Genomic DNA, 15706 nt, shown 5'->3' with positions numbered 1-15706 from the left:
ACTCCCGGACACTGCGACGCTCCGCGTCGCCACCACACGATGCCATTCCTCCCAGGCGTAAACGCCTGGGGTTCCTCGCAAGAATCTCGCTGAAGCCTGGAGCACCGTGCAAGAAACCCGGTAGCCCGAGTGGGTCATGGTGACCGCGCAGTCGGTGACCTGCCAGCCGTGCAGCCCCTGGCCGAGGGTCTGGCGGACGGTGTCCTCGACCGCCTTGAAGAAGGCGTACGGCAGCGCGCCCAGCTCCACCTCCAGGCCGAGGGAGACGCCGGTGCCGGGCCGGGCCGCGCAGCAGAACGGCGGGCGGCACGGCAACGGATTAACGTTCAAGGATGCGCGAGATTCTCCCGGTGCTGAACGGGTGGTACACGGCCGGTGCGCCGTTCGGGCTCGCGACCGTGGTCGCCGTGAGCCGCAGCGCGCCGCGCGATCCGGGCGCGGCGATGGCCGTGGGGCCGGGCGACGAGGTCGTGGGCAGTGTGTCCGGGGGCTGTGTGGAGGGCGCGGTGTTCGAACTGGCCCAGGAGGTCATCACGAGCGGCCGGGCCCGGCTGGAGACCTTCGGGTACAGCGACGACGACGCCTTCGCGGTGGGGCTGACCTGCGGCGGCGAGATCACCGTCCTGGTGCGGCCCGTCTCCCCCGCGCGGGACGCCGCCTTCGGCGCGGTCGCCGGCTCGGTCGCCGCGCACGAGCCGGTGACCGTGGCCACGGTGGCCGACGGGCCCGCGCCGCGCGGCGCCACGCTCGCCGTCTGGCCGGACCGGGTGGCCGGCACCCTCGGCACCCCGGGCCTGGACGCGGCGGTCACCGCCGACGCGCGCGGCGAACTCGCCCTCGGCGCGACCGGCCTGCGTCACTACGGGCCGCGCGGGCAGCGCCGGGAGGACGCGGTCGCGGTGTTCCTGCACTCCTTCGCGCCGGCGCCGCGGATGCTGGTGTTCGGGGCGATCGACTACGCGGCCGCCGTGGCCCGGATCGGCGCCTTCCTCGGCTACCGGGTGACGGTGTGCGACGCCCGCCCGGTCTTCGCCACGCCGCGGCGCTTCCCCGACGGCGTGGAGGTCGTCGTGGACTGGCCGCACCGCTATCTGCGCGGCACGGACACCGACGGCCGCACGGTGGTCTGCGTCCTCACCCACGACCCCAAGTTCGACGTGCCCCTGCTTCAGGAGGCGCTGCGCCGGCCGGCCGCGTACATCGGGGCGATGGGCAGCCGCCGTACCCACGACGACCGGCGCCGGCGGCTCGTCGAGGCCGGGCTCACCGAGCGGGAGCTGGCCCGGCTGCGCTCACCGGTCGGCCTCGACCTGGGCGCCCGTACGCCCGAGGAGGTGGCCGTGTCGGTGGCCGCCGAGATCGTCGCGCTGCGCTGGGGCGGCAGCGGCGCGCCCCTGACGGCGACGACGGGGGCGATCCACGGCCGGCCGCCCGGCGACTGACCCGGCCGGGCCCGGTCAGCCGCGGGGCGGCAGCCGGTGCAGGACCACGTCCGTGAGGCGGCCGTCGGCGACGGTGGCGGTGAGGTACGTGCAGTGCGGCTGACGGCGGCGGTCCGTCGGGGAACCCGGGTTCAGCAGGCGCGGGCCGCCGGGGGCCGTGGTGTCCCACGGGATGTGGCTGTGGCCGAAGACCAGGACGTCGACGCCGGGGAAGTCCGCGGCGCAGCGGGCCTCCCGGCCCCGGGCGGGTCCGGTCTCGTGGACGACGGCGAACCGCAGCCCGCCGAGGTCGGCGTGGGCGACCTCGGGCAGCCGGGCGCGCAGCTCGGGGCCGTCGTTGTTGCCGTACACGGCGACCAGCCTGCGGCTGCGGCTCTCCAGCAGGTCCAGGGTGGCGGTGTCGACCCAGTCCCCGGCGTGGAAGACGACGTCGGCGCGGGGGATCTCGTCCAGCAGCGGGGCGGGCAGGGCCCTGGCGCGCCGGGGGAGATGGGTGTCGGACATGAGGAGCAGTCGCACCCGGCCAGGCTACGCGCGCCGCCTCGCGCGGGCCCTCCCCCGGCCGGGCGAACCGGGCCCGGCGGCCCCCGACCGTGAACGGTCGGCAAAGTCCGGGGGCCGACACGGAACTGAACAGGTGGGTCCTCTTCTGCGGGGTTAGCATCGGGCCACGCGCCCGTACCACGGCAAGAACAGAGGGGGCCAGGAGCCCGATGCCGGTCAAGGTCAGCGTCATCGTCCCCGTCTACAACCCGGGTCGTTACATCGAGGACTGCGTCGCCTCACTGCTCGGGCAGTCGCTGCCGCCCGACGAGTACGAGGTCGTCTTCGTCGACGACGGTTCCACCGACGCCACCCCGGCCCGGCTCGACGCGCTCGCCGCCGAGGACCCCCGGGTGACGGTCATCCACCAGGAGAACTCCGGCTGGTCGGGCAAGCCGCGCAATGTCGGCATCGATGCCTCCCGGGGCGAGTACGTGATGTTCGTCGACAACGACGACCACCTCGGCCCCGAGGCCCTGGAGCGGATGTACGACTACGGGGTGGCGAACGACGCCGACGTCGTCATCGGCAAGATGGTCGGCCGGGGCCGGGGCGTGCCGGTGGAACTTTTCCGCGTCAACCGGCCGCGCGCCACCGTGGACGACGCGCCGCTCATCGACAGCCTCACCCCGCACAAGATGGTCCGCCGGGCGTTCCTGGACCGCACCGGGCTGCGCTTCCCCGAGGGGCGGCGCCGGCTGGAGGACCACGTCTTCGTCACCGAGGCCTATCTGCGCGCGGACAACGTGGCCGTGCTCAGCGACTACGTCTGCTACTACCACGTGCGCCGCGACGACGACGCGAACGCGGGCTTCCAGCGGTTCGACCCGGTGGGGTACTTCAAGAACCTGCGCGAGGCACTCGACGTCGTCGAGCGGTACACCGAGCCGGGCCCGCTGCGCGACAAGCTGTTCCGCCGCTGGCTGCGCGTGGAGATGGTCGAGCGGCTGCGCGGCCGACGCTTCCTGAAGCTGCCGGAGGACTACCGCAGGGAGCTGTTCGACGAGATCCACGGGGTGGTCACCGAACGGTTCGGGCCGGGCGTGGCGGCGCCGCTCCAGCCCACCCAGCGGGTGGTCGCCGCGCTGGTCGCGGACGGCCGCTACGACGACGTCGTCGCGTTCGCGGAGTGGGAGGCGGGGGTCGCGCTCGCCGTCGACCCGGAGGCCGTGGAGTGGCGCGACGGCCGCTTGCGGATCGCCTTCGCCGCCGAGCTGACCCACGACGGCGGTCCGATGACCTTCCCGTCCGCCGGGGGTTCCCCGCCGTGGCCGCCGAAGGACGTCGGGCAGGCGGTGCGGTGGCTGGGCGAGGACGTCGTGGGCCGGTTCGGCCGGGCCAGGCCGGATCTGCTGCTGCGCGAACGGGCCAGCGCCGCCCAGTACTTCCAGCCGGTGGAGGTGGTACGGGAGACCGTGCCGGCCGGCGACGGCAGCCGGGTGCGGCTGGTGCTGCGCGGTACGGCGACCGTGGACCCCGGCGCCCGCGAGGTGCTGCCCGCCGACGGTCTGTGGGACGTGTACGTACGGGTCGGCCTGGGCGGCTGGACGAAGGAGCTGCGGCTGGGCCCGGCCCCGCGCCACGACCGGCCCGCCCCGCCCGCCGCGGTCGTCGCGGGCCGGGTGGTGCTGCCGTACTGGACCGACCGGCACGCCAGTCTCGCGCTGGACGTCGGCCGGGCGGGCAAGCGGCTCGGGCTGGGGCGGCTCACCCCCGGGGACGTCACCGTGGACGGGGACCGGCTCGGCGCGGACCTGCCGCTGTACGTGCCGGCGCCGGCCGAGGCGGTGCTGCGGCTGACCGGGCCGGCCACCCACGACGTGCCGGCCGTCCTCTCCCCCGGCGGCCGGCTGGAGGCCGTGCTGCCCACCGCCGGTCTCACCGGGCGGACCTGGCGTGCGGCGCTGTGTCTCGCGCCGGGCGCGGCGAAGGCGCCCTTCCACCCGCTGCCCTTCGCGCTGCGCGTCGGCGCCGACCGGGTGCGCGCGGTGCCCGCGCCCCGGCCCGGCCGGGTGCGGCGGCTGGCCCGCCGGGTGCGGCGCGCCCTGCACCGGATCGTCGGCAGGATCACCGCGCGGACGGAGTGACGGCATGCGGCCGCTGGGCATCGAGGGGGCCTGGGTGCTGGATCCGGAGGTGTTCCCCGACGAACGGGGCAGCTTCCACGAGTGGTTCCGGGCACCGGAGTTCCGCGCGGCCACGGGCTACGGCCTGGACCTCGTCCAGGCCAACTGCTCGGTGTCGCGGCGGGGGGTGCTGCGCGGGGTGCACTTCGCCGAGGTGCCGCCGGGTCAGGCGAAGTACGTCACCTGTGTGCGGGGCGCGGTCTTCGACGTGGTGGTCGATCTGCGGGTGGGCTCGCCGCGGTTCGGGCGGTGGGAGGCGGTGCGGCTGGACGACTCCGCCCGGCGGGCGGTGTTCCTCGCCGAGGGTCTCGGCCATGCCTTCCTGGCGCTGACCGACGACGCGACGGTGGTGTACCTGTGCTCGGCCGGCTACGCCCCGGGCCGCGAGCACGGGGTGGACCCGCTGGACCCGGATCTGGCCATCGACTGGCCGGACGGCGTACGGCCGCTGCTGTCCGAGAAGGACGCCGGCGCGCCGTCGCTGGCGGCGGCGGAGGCGTCCGGGCTGCTGCCGTCGTACGCCTCCTGCCTCGCCCACTACGCGCGGCTGCGGGTCAGCCGCTGACGGCGATCCGCTCCACCGCGCCGCGCAGTGGCTCCCAGCCTCGGGACCGGCCGAGACCGCGGTTGCGGGCACGGACCAGGGGACGCCAGAAGCCGGCCTCCAGCAGCGCCTCCGGCGGGACGGCCCGGACCCGGTCGAGGACGCTCTCGGGGACCTTCTGCGGGTCGGGCACGTCGTACTCGGCGATGATCTCGTCGTACTTCTGGGTCAGTACCCGGTTGCGGGGGTCGGCGCCGAAGACCACCAGCTGGCCGGTGGGCTGGGTGTCGACGAGCACGGTGACGAGGTCGGGGCGGTACCGGGTGAGGATCTCGCCGACCTTGTACACGTCGCCGGTCCAGGCGCTGGTGTGCCGGTCGCGGGCGGCCTCGTCGATGTTGCGGGGCAGCATGTCGTCGAGGACGATCACGCTCGCCCAGTCCGCGTGCCGCTCGACGTTGAGGAAGTCGCGCAGCGCGTACTCGAACAGGTGCATGCCGTCGATGAAGGAGAGGTCGAGGGTGGTGCGCCGCCAGTGGCCGAGGGGGTGGCGGCCGCGGCGCAGGTTGCGCCAGGGGTGGCGGCCGCCCTTGAGGTGGGCGAGGGGGTCGGTGCGGGCGAAGAAATCGTCGCTGGTGGCCTTGACCAGGTGGACGTCGCAGCGCAGTTCCGAGGTCACCTTGAACGCGGGGTCCACGGCGATGCTGGGGACGCGGGACAGCCGCAGGCTGCGGCCGTCGTTGACGCCGATCTCCAGGTAGTTGCGGTTGGCGGTGACCTGGTGCAGGGCGCGCAGGAAGTCGTGGCGTTTCACGCGGCTTCTCCTCGGGTCTCCTCGCGGATCAGGGGCAGTGCTTCACTCAGGGCGTCCCGCCAGTGCCGGGGCGGCGGCAGGCCCGCCTCCCGCCAGCGGCCGTGGGCGAGGACGCTGTACGCGGGCCGGGGCGCGGGCCGCCGGAACGCGTCGCTGGTGGTGGGGCGGACCCGGTCCGGGTCGGCGGCGATGCCCCGGAACACCTCGCGGGCGAGGTCGTACCAGGTGGCCTCGCCGGCGGCGGTGGCGTGGAAGACGCCGGACGCGCCCCGGCCGACCTTCGGGCCGAGGTCGGCGATGCGGACGGCGACATCGGCGCTCCAGGTGGGCTGGCCGCGCTGGTCGTCGACGACGTCGAGGGTGTCGCGGCGGGCCTCCAGGCCGAGCATCGTGCGCACGAAGCTGGTGCCGTGCACGCCGTAGAGCCAGGCGGTGCGCACCACCGCACAGGCGTCCGGGAGTTCGGTGAGGACGGCCCGCTCGCCCGCGAGCTTGGTGCGGCCGTAGGCGGAGCGGGGCGCGGGGGGATGGTCCTCGGGGTAGGGGGCGGTGCGGGCGGCGCCGTCGAAGACGTAGTCGGTGGAGACGTGGACCAGCCGGGCGCCGTGTGCGGCGCAGGCGCGGGCGAGCAGCCGGGGTCCGTCCCCGTTGACGCGCAGGGCGCGGGGTTCGTCGGTCTCGGCGTCGTCGACGGCGGTGTAGGCGGCGCAGTTGACGACCAGGTCGGGGCGGTGCGCGGCGAACGCGCGGGCCACGGAGTCGGGCCGGGTGATGTCCAGGGCGGCGTGGCCGAGCCCGGTGACGTCGGCGCCCCGGCGGGCCAGTTCCGCGACGGTGTCACGGCCGAGCATGCCGCCTGCGCCGGTGACGAGCCACCGTGTCATGTCCGCGCTCCCCGCTTCAGGGGTTCCCACCAGGCGCGGTGGTCCCGGTACCAGGCGACGGTGTCGGCGAGGCCGGTGGTGAAGTCGTGGCGGGGGCGGTAGCCGAGTTCGGTGCGGGCCTTGGTCCAGTCGACGCTGTAGCGCAGGTCGTGGCCCTTGCGGTCGGTGACGTGGTCGACGCGGTCCCAGCCGGCCCCGCAGGCGTCCAGCAGCAGGCCGGTCAGCTCGCGGTTGCTCAGTTCCGTGCCGCCGCCGATGTTGTAGACCTCGCCGGCGCGGCCCTCGGTCCGGACGAGGTCGACGGCCTGGCAGTGGTCCTCGACATGCAGCCAGTCGCGGACGTTGCGGCCGTCGCCGTAGAGCGGGACCCGCTCGCCGTCGAGGAGGTTGGTCACGAAGAGCGGGATCACCTTCTCGGGGAACTGGTGGGGCCCGTAGTTGTTGGAGCAGCGGGTGACGCGGACGTCCAGACCGTGGGTGCGGTGGTAGGCCAGCGCGATCAGGTCGGAGGACGCCTTCGAGGCGGAGTACGGGGAGTTGGGGGCGAGCGGGTGCTCCTCCGGCCAGGAGCCGGTCTCGATGGAGCCGTACACCTCGTCGGTGGAGACGTGCACGAACGGTCCGACGCCGTGCCGCAGGGCGGCGTCCAGGAGCGTCTGGGTGCCGAGCACGTTGGTGCGGACGAACGTGCCGGCGCCGTCGATGGAGCGGTCCACATGGGACTCGGCGGCGAAGTGCACGATCTGGTCGGCACCGGCCGTCAGCTTGTCGACGAGGTCGGCGTCGCAGATGTCGCCCTGCACGAACTCCAGCCGGGGGTGGCCGGCCGGCAGGTTGGTGAGGGTGCCCGCGTAGGTGAGCTTGTCCAGGACGGTGATGTCCGTGGTGCCTTCGGCGAGGAGGGCGCGGACATAGGTCGAGCCGATGAAGCCGGCGGCACCGGTGACGAGGAGGTTCATGTGTGGATCTGCACCTTGCTGTGGTCGCCGAGGACGAGCCGGTGGGCGCTGGGCACGCCGGGCGCCGGGGTGACCTCGACGTGCCGGCCGATGAGGGAGTTCTCGATGCGGCCCACCCCGTCGATGGAGGAGTCGCGCAGCACGATGGAGAACTCCACCTCGCTGTCGGTGATGCGGCAGTTCTCCGCGACGGAGGTGAAGGGGCCGACGTAGGAGTCGCGGACCTCGGTGCCGGCGCCGATGACGACGGGTCCGACGACCCGTGAGTTGACCACCCGGGCGCCGGCCTCCACGATCACCCGGCCGACGGTCTCGGAGGCGTCGTCGACCTCGCCGTCGATCCGGCGCTCCAGGCCCTCCAGGACGGTCCGGTTGACCTCCAGCATGTCGACGACGTTCCCGGTGTCCTTCCAGTAGCCCTTGATGATCGTGGAGCGGACGTCGGCGCCCGCGTCGATCAGGTGCTGGATGGCGTCCGTGATCTCCAGCTCGCCGCGGAAGGAGGGCCGTACGGCGCGGACGGCCTCGTGGATCGTGGGCGTGAAGAGGTAGACGCCGACCAGGGCGAGGTCGCTCCTGGGCGCGCGGGGCTTCTCCTCCAGGCCCACGACCTGACCGCCGGAGTCGAGTTCGGCGACACCGAAGGCACGGGGGTCGGGGACGCGGGTGAGCAGGATCTGGGCGTCGGGCCGGGTGCGGCGGAACTCGTCAACGAGGTCGGTGATGCCGCCGACGATGAAGTTGTCGCCGAGGTACATCACGAAGTCGTCGTCGCCGAGGTAGTCGCGGGCGACGAGGACGGCGTGGGCGAGGCCGAGGGGCCGTTCCTGGGGGATGTAGGTGATGCGCAGGCCGAACCGGGAGCCGTCGCCGACGGCCTCGCGGATCTCGTCGGACGTGTCGCCGACGATCACCCCCACCTCGGTGACGCCCGCGGCGGCGATGGACTCCAGGCCGTAGAAGAGGACGGCCTTGTTGGCGACGGGGACGAGCTGCTTGGCCGAGGTGTGGGTGATCGGCCTCAGCCGGGTACCGGCACCACCGGACAGCACGAGAGCCTTCATCTGCCTCACCCTAGCCCTGGATGTCCGGATCGGATCGCTGATTCATCCGCTTGCCCGCTTATCGTCGGATTTAGAACCCTTGCGTAGTACCCGGGAGGCCGCTCAGTACTCCAGCTGGAGCTCGCTCCACACCTGCTTGCCGCCGCCGACCGGCACCGTGCCCCAGGCGTCGGACATGGCCTCGACGAGCAGGATGCCGCGCCCGCCGGTGGCCTCCCAGCCCACGTGGGTGGGTTTGACGGGGGTACGCGGGGAGGCGTCGCCGACGGCGATCCGCAGCCCGCGGTGGATCAGGGTGAGGTCCAGGCGGACCCGGCCGTCGGTGTGCACGAGCGCGTTGGTGACGAGTTCGGAGACGATCAGCAGCGCGGTGTCCATGGCCTCCACGGGCACCCCCCAGGAGCGCAGGGAGCGCTTGGTGAAGCGGCGGGCGTGCCGCGCCGCCTCGGGGACGCGCCAGACGGTCCAGCCCTCCCGCAACGGCTTGACGGCCATGCCGTCGTAGCGCATCAGGAGCAGGGCCACGTCGTCGCTGCGGTGGGCGCTGCCGAGCAGGGCGTCGGCGACCAGGCCCAGATGGGCGGGGTCGGAGACGGACAGTTCGTGGGCGAGCCGGTCCAGGCCGACGTCCATGTCCAGCTCGGCGGACTCCACCAGCCCGTCCGTGGTCAGGGCGATCACCGTGCCGGGCAGCAGCCGCAGCGGGGCCATCGGGAAATCGGCCCGGTCCAGCACACCGAGCGGCGGGCCGCCCTCGGCCTCGACGATGTCGGTTGTGCCGTCCGGGTGTCGCAGCACGGGCGGCGGGTGCCCGGCGCGCACGCACCACGCGGTGCCGGCCTCCATGTCGACGTCGACGTAGCAGCAGGTGGCGAAGAGATCGATCTCCAGCTCCGCGAGGAGGCGGTTGGCGTGGGAGACGACCACGTCCGGCGGGTGGCCCTCGGCGGCGTAGGCGCGCAGCGCGGTGCGCATCTGGCCCATCAGGGTGGCGGCGGCCGCGCTGTGGCCCTGGACGTCGCCGATGACGAGGGCGACATGGTGGTCGGCCAGCGGGATCACGTCGTACCAGTCGCCGCCGACCTCCAGGCCGGCGGTGGCGGGCAGATACCGGGCGACCGCGACCCCGCCGGGGAGCTTGGGCAGCCGGCGCGGCAGGAGCTGGCGCTGGAGCATGGCGACGAGTTCGTGCTCGGCGTCGAAGGCGTGGGCGCGCGTCAGGGCCTGCCCGGCGAGGCCGGCGGAGGCGGTGAGCAGGGCGCGTTCGTCGGGGCCGAAGTCGTGCGGGGTGTCCCAGCCGATCAGACAGGCGCCGGCCATCCGGCCCGCGCCGGGCAGCGGCAGCACGGCGAGACCGCCGGGGCCGACCTCGGCGAGGGCGGGTTCCAGGTCGGCGGAGCCGGCCGGCCAGATCCGGGCGCGGCCGTCGCGCAGCGCGGCGGCGAGGGTGGGCATGGCGCGCACGGGCGCGTCGGGCCACTCGGTGCGCCACTCCGACTGCCACACCTGCGGCCAGGCCTCGGGGGCCGGCGGGTCGAGGACGGTGACCACGAGCCGGTCGTTCTCCAGCTCGGCGAGGGCGATCCGGTCGGCCCGCAGCGGCTCGCGGAGCGCGGCGACGACGGCGTGGCCGACGTCGCGGACGGTGCCGGCGAAGGCGAGCGCGGCGGCCAGCCGCTGCACCCGGGCGACATCGGTGACCTCGGGGCGCAGGGCGGAGGCGTCGGCGACGGTGCCGGCCAGCCGGGCCGGGCGGCCCTCCCCGCCGGGCAGCAGCCGGCCGCGCAGCCGCAGCCACCGGGGCGGTCCGTCGGGCTGGACCACCCGGAACTCCAGCTCGCGCTCCCCGATCGACATGTGGTCGGCCTCCACGACGGACATCAGGGAGGGCAGGTCCTCGGGGACGGTGAGCCCGAGCAGGGTCTCCACCCGCCCGTCGAACGCCTCCCGCTCCATCCCGAACAGCTCCAGGAGGCCGTCGCCGACCTCGACCCGGCCGGAGTCCATGGCGAGGGAGAAGGAGTCGCCGTGCGGCACCTCGCTCTCGGCGGGGACGGCCGGAGCGGCGGGCGCGGGCCAGGCGACGGCCTCGGCGACGAGCGCGAGACAGACGCGGTCGTCGGGGCCGAAACCGCCGGGGCGCTCGCCGACGGCGAGCAGAACGCCGTCGGCGCCGGGCACGGGCAGGGCCGCCAGATGGACGTCCCGGGCCGGCATCCGCCGCGCGTCCGCGTGGTCGGCCAGCTCCTCGGGCCCCAGCCACACCGGCCGGCCGCCGCGCCGGGCCTCGGCGGCCGGGGAGCGCCCGTCGAGCGGGTAGGTCTCGCGCAGCCCGTACAGGGTGCGCGGGACGCCGGCCGACTCGGCCAGGCAGAGCGTCTGCCCGTCGTCGCCCGGCACGTACACGGCGGCGAGGGCCGCCCCCGAGAAGACGAGCGCCTGTTCGAGGACCCGCCGTACCCGGTCGGGCGAGGCGGGGTCGGCGGTGATCGTCTTCAGCGCGATCTCGGCACGCGGCGGCCCCGATCCGCGCCCCGTCGCACCCTCACTGACCACGTCCGCCATTACAGCGCGTATGGAACCCGCCCGCAGCCCCTGTGACCGCTCGGGAGCGGCCGGGTGCGCGGCCGCGCCGCGGCCGGCCCCGCGGCGGGGGTCCGCTCGCCGTGCGCGTCGGGCCGCCAGGGGGCAGATTTGGTCCTTGAGAAGCCGTGCGGCCTGGCGAGGAGGTGGTCGCCGTGTCCGACGGACAGACGTCGTCCCCTCACGCGTCCTCGGCGGCCGTCCGGCCCACGCTCCGCCAGCCGCTGCTGTCGCTGGCGCTGACCGCGATGATGGACGCCGTGGGGGCGCACTCGGGGGCCGTGTACCTGCGGCCCGGTGACGAGCCGCTGCTGGAGATGGCGGTGATGGCGGGCCTGCCCCGGTCGTTCGCGGCGCCCTGGGAACGGGTGGGGCTGAGCGCGCCGGTCCCGGTGGCGGAGGCGGTGCGCGAGCGGCGGCTGGTGTGGGTGGGCGGGCACGAGGACATGGCCCGGCGCTATCCGCGGATCGCCGTCGTGCTTCCCTACCCCTTCGCGCTGGCCGCGGTGCCGGTGGCGACCGCCTCCAGGGTGTACGGCGCGGTCTTCGTGACCTGGCCGGGCTCGCATCCGCCGGAGCTGTCCGAGCGGGACCACCGGGAGCTGACATCGGCCTGCGACCGGCTCGCGGCCCGGCTGGAGCGGGCGGCGGAGGAGAACCGTACCGTGCGCGCCGAGTCCGATCTGCTGGACGCCGGCCCGGTGGGGGGCGTCGCGTCCACGCTGGGACCGGTGGAGGCGGCGCGAATGGTGGCCCGGCTGCCGTACGGGCTGTGCTCGCTGGACCTGAGCGGGCGGGTGGGTTTCGCCAACACGACCGCGGCCGAGATGCTCGGGGTGCCGGTGCCCCGGCTGCTCGGCACCCAGCTGTGGGCGTCGGTGCCCTGGCTCAACGACCCCTCGTACGAGGAGCGCTACCGGGCGGCGCTGATCAGCCAGGACGCGGTGTCGTTCGTGGCGCTGCGCCCGCCCTCGGACTGGCTGTCGTTCCGGCTGTATCCGAGCACCACCGGGATCAGTGTGCGGATCGCCCGCGCCCGGGCCGTGTCGGAGGGCAGGCATTCCGACCCGCGGTCCGGGGACGCGCCGACCCGGCTGGTGTCGATGTCCCAGGCGCTGAGCATGGCGGGGGCGCTCACCGAGACGGTGAGCGTGCAGGACGTGGTGGGGCTGGTCGCGGACGAGATCGCGCCGGCCGTGGGCAGCCAGGCGCTGGCGCTGCTCGGGGCACGGGCGGGACGGCTGCACGTGCTGGGGCACCACGGGTATCCCGACCCGGACGTCGTGGAGCGGTTCGACGGGATGCCGATGTCCTCGCAGACGCCCGGCGCGCACACCGTCGCCCACGGCGTGCCGGCGTTCTTCGAGTCCCGGCGGCAGCTGGAGCATCTGTACCCGGCCCGGCAGGAGAGCCCCGACGGCTTCGCGTCCTGGGCCTATCTGCCGCTGATCGCCTCCGGCCGACCGGTGGGCGCCTGTGTGCTGGCGTACGCCACGCCGCACGCGTTCTCCACCCACGAGCGCGCGGTGCTGACCAGCGTGGCCGGGCTGATCGCGCAGGCCCTGGACCGTGCCCTGCTCTACGACGCCAAGCACCAGCTGGCGCACGGGCTCCAGGCGGCCCTTCTCCCCCCGTCGCTGCCGTCACTGCCCGGCATCGAGGCGACGGCACGCTATCTGCCGGCGACCCGGGGCATGGAGATCGGCGGCGACTTCTACGACCTGGTGCCGTCCCGGCCGCTCCCGGCGGCGGTGATCGGGGACGTTCAGGGGCACAACGTGACGGCGGCCGGGCTGATGGGGCAGATCCGCACCGCCGTACGCGCGTACACGACGGTCGGGCAGGAGCCGGCGGAGGTCATGCGCAGCACCAACCGGCTGCTGATCGACCTGGGTTCGGACCTGTTCGCCAGCTGTCTGTACCTGCGGCTGGACCCGCGGCGGCAGCGGGCGGTCATGGCCCGCGCCGGGCATCCCCCGCCGCTGCTGCGCCGGGCGGACGGCCGGGTCCGCGTCCTGGACCTCGCGGGCGGGCCGCTGCTGGGCATCGACGGCTCGGCGACGTACCCGACGACGGAGTTCGACTTCGCGCCCGGCTGTGTCCTCGCCCTCTACACCGACGGGCTGATCGAGTCGCCGGGCGTGGACATCGAGGACGCGGTCGCGGCCCTGGGGCGGCGGCTCGGCGAGGCCGGGGACCGTCCGCTGGAGGAACTGGCCGACGAACTGGTGGGCCACTACGCGGCGGCCGAGGAGCGGATCGACGACGTGGCGCTGCTGTTGCTGCGGGCGCGCGGGGACGGCTGACGGGACGTCGGCCACCGGCGGCGGTCGCTCCCTCCGTCGCCGGGAACACGAACGTCCGGGAACGCGAAGGTCCGGCCCTCCCGCGGGAGAGCCGGACCTTCACCTGGCGTCCGGGTCAGTGACCGGCCGCTCCGTCCTCCGCGCCCGCGCCCGCCTGCTCTTCGGCACCGGCGCCGGCCTCTTCACCGCCGACCTCCTGGCCGGCCGCGCCCTCGCCGCCGGCCTCCTCGCCCGCACCGGCCTCTGCACCGGCGCCGGCCTCCTGGCCCGCACCGGCCTCCTGGCCCGCACCGGCTTCCTCGCCCGCACCGGCCTCCTCGCCCGCGTCCTGGCCCGCACCGGCTTCCTCGCCGGCTCCGGCCTCCTCGCCGCCGACCTGGTCGTCGGCACCGAGGCCGCCGCCGTCGCCGAGCGTCGCGCCGACCGCCGCGAGGGCGGTGGTCACCGGCTGGAAGAAGGTCTCGCCGCCGACGGTGCAGTCACCGCTGCCGCCGGAGGTCAGGCCTATCGCGAGACCGTCCTGCGTGAACAGGGAGCCGCCGCTGTCGCCGGGCTCGGCGCAGACGTTGGTCTGGATGAGACCGGTGACGGTGCCCTCGGGGTAGTTCACCGTGGCGTCGAGGCCGAGGACCTGACCGTCGGCCAGACCGGTGGTGCTGCCCATCCGGAAGACTTGGGTGCCCACGGTCGCTTCGGCGGCCTGGCTGATCTGGACCGTCTGGTCGCCGAGATTGACCTCGCTCGGCGCCTGGGTGTTCGGGTCGTCGTACTTCACGAGTGCGAAGTCGCCCTCGCCGGGGAAGGTCGCCTGATCGACGGTGGCGATCGGCGCGCCGTTCTCCGCGTCGGACCACTGCTCGGCCGCGACCCCGCAGTGACCGGCCGTCAGGAAGGCCGGGGAACCGTCGCCCGCGGTCACGTTGAAGCCGAGGGAACAGCGCGCCCCGCCGGCGAAGATGGCGTCGCCGCCGGAGGCGAAGGTCTTGAAGGTGCCGGCCGACTTCTGGATCGTCGCCATGCCCGAGCCGAGGCTCTGGACGGTGGACTCCAGCTGGTCCCACTTGCCGCCGGTGACCGTGGAGTCGGCGGTGACCAGGATCTGGTTCGTGCGCGGGTTGACGGCCCACGCGGTGCCGGGGATGGTCGCCTTGGCCTTCAGCGTCTGCGCCGCGGCCTCCAGCTCGCCCGTGCTGTTCTCCACCTCACGGACCTTGGCGCCGGCCTTCTTCGCCTGCACGATCACATTGTTGTCGTCACCGGACACCTCGATGACGTTGACCACCAACTGCTGCTGGTCGGAGTCGTAGTACGAACCGGCGAAGGCGTCACCGAGCAGCTCCTGGAGCTGCGCGGCGAGATCCGAGGCGTCGCCCGCCTTGAGGGTCTTCACCGTGGCGGCGCCGCTCGAGCCGTCCTGCGAGGCGTTGGCGTTGGGAAGCAGGAGTGCCGCCGCTCCGAGCGCCGCCACACCGCCTACCGCGATAACGGCCTTACGCTTCGAAACTCGCTTGTGACTCAAAAAACTCGACCTCCTGGGGGACGGGGTCCACTGCCGTCGATCGGCAGCTCCGTACAGCGGCGCCTGGTTGGCCATAGGTACGCGGGGGGCTCGTGATGTGTTCAATCGCGATTGCCAACTTCCTTTGCGAAACCGGGAATCGGCCATGACCCGCGGCGTGACCGGCCTTGACCCGCGTCCTACCGAGCCGGGCGGGGAACAATCGCCCATATGACGATGACGACCGCCGAAGCCGACAAGATCCTCTCCGCCAACTTCGCCCCTTGGGTCCTCGCCCTGGGCCTCACCGTCGAGTCCCTCGCGGCCGACCGCGCGACCCTGCGTCTGCCCTGGTCGCAGGCGTTGGCACGGGAGGGCGGGGGGCTCTCGGGGCAGGCCCTGATGGCGGCCGCGGACACCGCCACCGTGATCGCCGTGTCGGCGGCCCGGGGGGCCTACGGACCGATGACGACCGTCCAGCAGTCGACCTCGTTCCAGCGCGCGGTGACCGATTCGGATGTCCTGATCGAATCGGTCCTCACCAAACTGGGCCGGCGGATGGCGTTCGCCGACATCACCCTGACGGCCGAGCGGACCGGCGAGCTGGCGGCCCGGGCCAGCACGGTCTACGCCCTGCTGGGATGACGCGTTCCGTGACCGGCGGGTGACGGTCCGTCGAGATCGGCGGGCGGAATCCCTGCTTCAGAGAATCTGCACATCGATTGCCCAAGCGGGTCACCGGGCGCCGCGGTTCTGCACAACTGCGCGGCGCCCGGCACGCCATTGGGCCGGGAGTGTCCAATTCGCCGCGACGGCCCCGGCGCTCATCCGAGCGATTCCCGCCGAAGGTGTGGAGAAGTCGCCGACAAGAGGTGCGCGCGTCTGCACGCTTTCCCGCGTCTGCGCCGCAAGTGCCCTGGTGAGGGGGGTGCGCGAGTGGCTG

General features: G+C 74.1%; 12 protein-coding genes and 1 pseudogene. 5 read left to right on the top strand and 8 right to left on the bottom strand.

Going from position 1 to position 15706, the window contains the following annotated elements; all coding sequences use genetic code 11:
• Positions 1-315 (bottom strand): annotated as a pseudogene (locus tag ACZ6D7_RS33390) (hypothetical protein); the annotation flags it as partial.
• A 17-nt stretch (positions 316-332) separates the two neighbouring features.
• Between ACZ6D7_RS33390 and ACZ6D7_RS33385 the strand changes: the two are divergent.
• Entirely contained in the window at positions 333-1442 is a 1110-nt protein-coding gene (locus ACZ6D7_RS33385) for an XdhC family protein (protein WP_469499050.1), read from the top strand.
• 15 nt (positions 1443-1457) lie between these two features.
• Here ACZ6D7_RS33385 and ACZ6D7_RS33380 read toward each other — a convergent pair whose 3' ends face one another.
• Entirely contained in the window at positions 1458-1961 is a 504-nt protein-coding gene (locus ACZ6D7_RS33380; RefSeq protein ID WP_469499048.1) for a metallophosphoesterase family protein, read from the bottom strand.
• A 194-nt stretch (positions 1962-2155) separates the two neighbouring features.
• Here ACZ6D7_RS33380 and ACZ6D7_RS33375 point away from each other — a divergent pair, with 194 nt between their 5' ends.
• A complete protein-coding gene (locus ACZ6D7_RS33375) occupies positions 2156-4072 on the top strand; it encodes a glycosyltransferase family 2 protein (RefSeq protein ID WP_469499045.1) in 1917 nt (638 codons plus the stop codon).
• Between the two features lie 4 nt (positions 4073-4076).
• Entirely contained in the window at positions 4077-4676 is a 600-nt protein-coding gene (gene rfbC / locus ACZ6D7_RS33370) for a dTDP-4-dehydrorhamnose 3,5-epimerase (protein WP_469499042.1), read from the top strand.
• Here rfbC and ACZ6D7_RS33365 read toward each other — a convergent pair.
• From ACZ6D7_RS33365 to ACZ6D7_RS33345, 5 genes are all read right to left on the bottom strand, one after another.
• A complete protein-coding gene (locus ACZ6D7_RS33365; RefSeq protein ID WP_469499039.1) occupies positions 4666-5469 on the bottom strand; it encodes a class I SAM-dependent methyltransferase in 804 nt (267 codons plus the stop codon). The genes rfbC and ACZ6D7_RS33365 overlap by 11 nt on opposite strands.
• Positions 5466-6353 carry a dTDP-4-dehydrorhamnose reductase gene (rfbD, locus tag ACZ6D7_RS33360; protein WP_469499036.1) on the bottom strand — a complete coding sequence of 296 codons (888 nt, stop codon included), beginning with the start codon at positions 6351-6353 and terminating at the stop codon, positions 5466-5468. Before rfbD ends, ACZ6D7_RS33365 begins: the two co-directional genes overlap by 4 nt.
• Complete coding sequence (rfbB, locus tag ACZ6D7_RS33355) at positions 6350-7312, bottom strand: dTDP-glucose 4,6-dehydratase (protein WP_469499034.1); 963 nt, start codon at positions 7310-7312, stop codon at positions 6350-6352. The genes rfbD and rfbB overlap by 4 nt, the downstream gene beginning before the upstream one ends.
• A complete protein-coding gene (locus tag ACZ6D7_RS33350) occupies positions 7309-8376 on the bottom strand; it encodes a glucose-1-phosphate thymidylyltransferase (protein WP_469499032.1) in 1068 nt (355 codons plus the stop codon). The genes rfbB and ACZ6D7_RS33350 overlap by 4 nt, the downstream gene beginning before the upstream one ends.
• Positions 8377-8478: 102 nt before the next feature.
• A complete protein-coding gene (locus tag ACZ6D7_RS33345) occupies positions 8479-10941 on the bottom strand; it encodes a SpoIIE family protein phosphatase (protein ID WP_469499029.1) in 2463 nt (820 codons plus the stop codon).
• 164 nt (positions 10942-11105) lie between these two features.
• Here ACZ6D7_RS33345 and ACZ6D7_RS33340 point away from each other — a divergent pair, with 164 nt between their 5' ends.
• Positions 11106-13265, top strand: coding sequence for a SpoIIE family protein phosphatase (locus ACZ6D7_RS33340; protein ID WP_469499069.1), 2160 nt, complete (start codon positions 11106-11108; stop codon positions 13263-13265).
• Between the two features lie 115 nt (positions 13266-13380).
• Here the strand turns inward: ACZ6D7_RS33340 and ACZ6D7_RS33335 are convergent, their stop codons facing one another.
• Positions 13381-14784 (bottom strand): S1 family peptidase, encoded by a 1404-nt coding sequence (locus tag ACZ6D7_RS33335; RefSeq protein ID WP_469499026.1) that lies wholly within the window; start codon positions 14782-14784, stop codon positions 13381-13383.
• A gap of 210 nt (positions 14785-14994) precedes the next feature.
• Here ACZ6D7_RS33335 and ACZ6D7_RS33330 point away from each other — a divergent pair, with 210 nt between their 5' ends.
• Positions 14995-15408 (top strand): PaaI family thioesterase, encoded by a 414-nt coding sequence (locus tag ACZ6D7_RS33330; protein ID WP_469499023.1) that lies wholly within the window; start codon positions 14995-14997, stop codon positions 15406-15408.
• Positions 15409-15706: the final 298 nt, after the last annotated feature.

The sequence above is a fragment of the Streptomyces sp. NPDC041784 genome, assembly GCF_055591025.1.
This window is presented reverse-complemented; position numbering and strand designations above follow the sequence as displayed.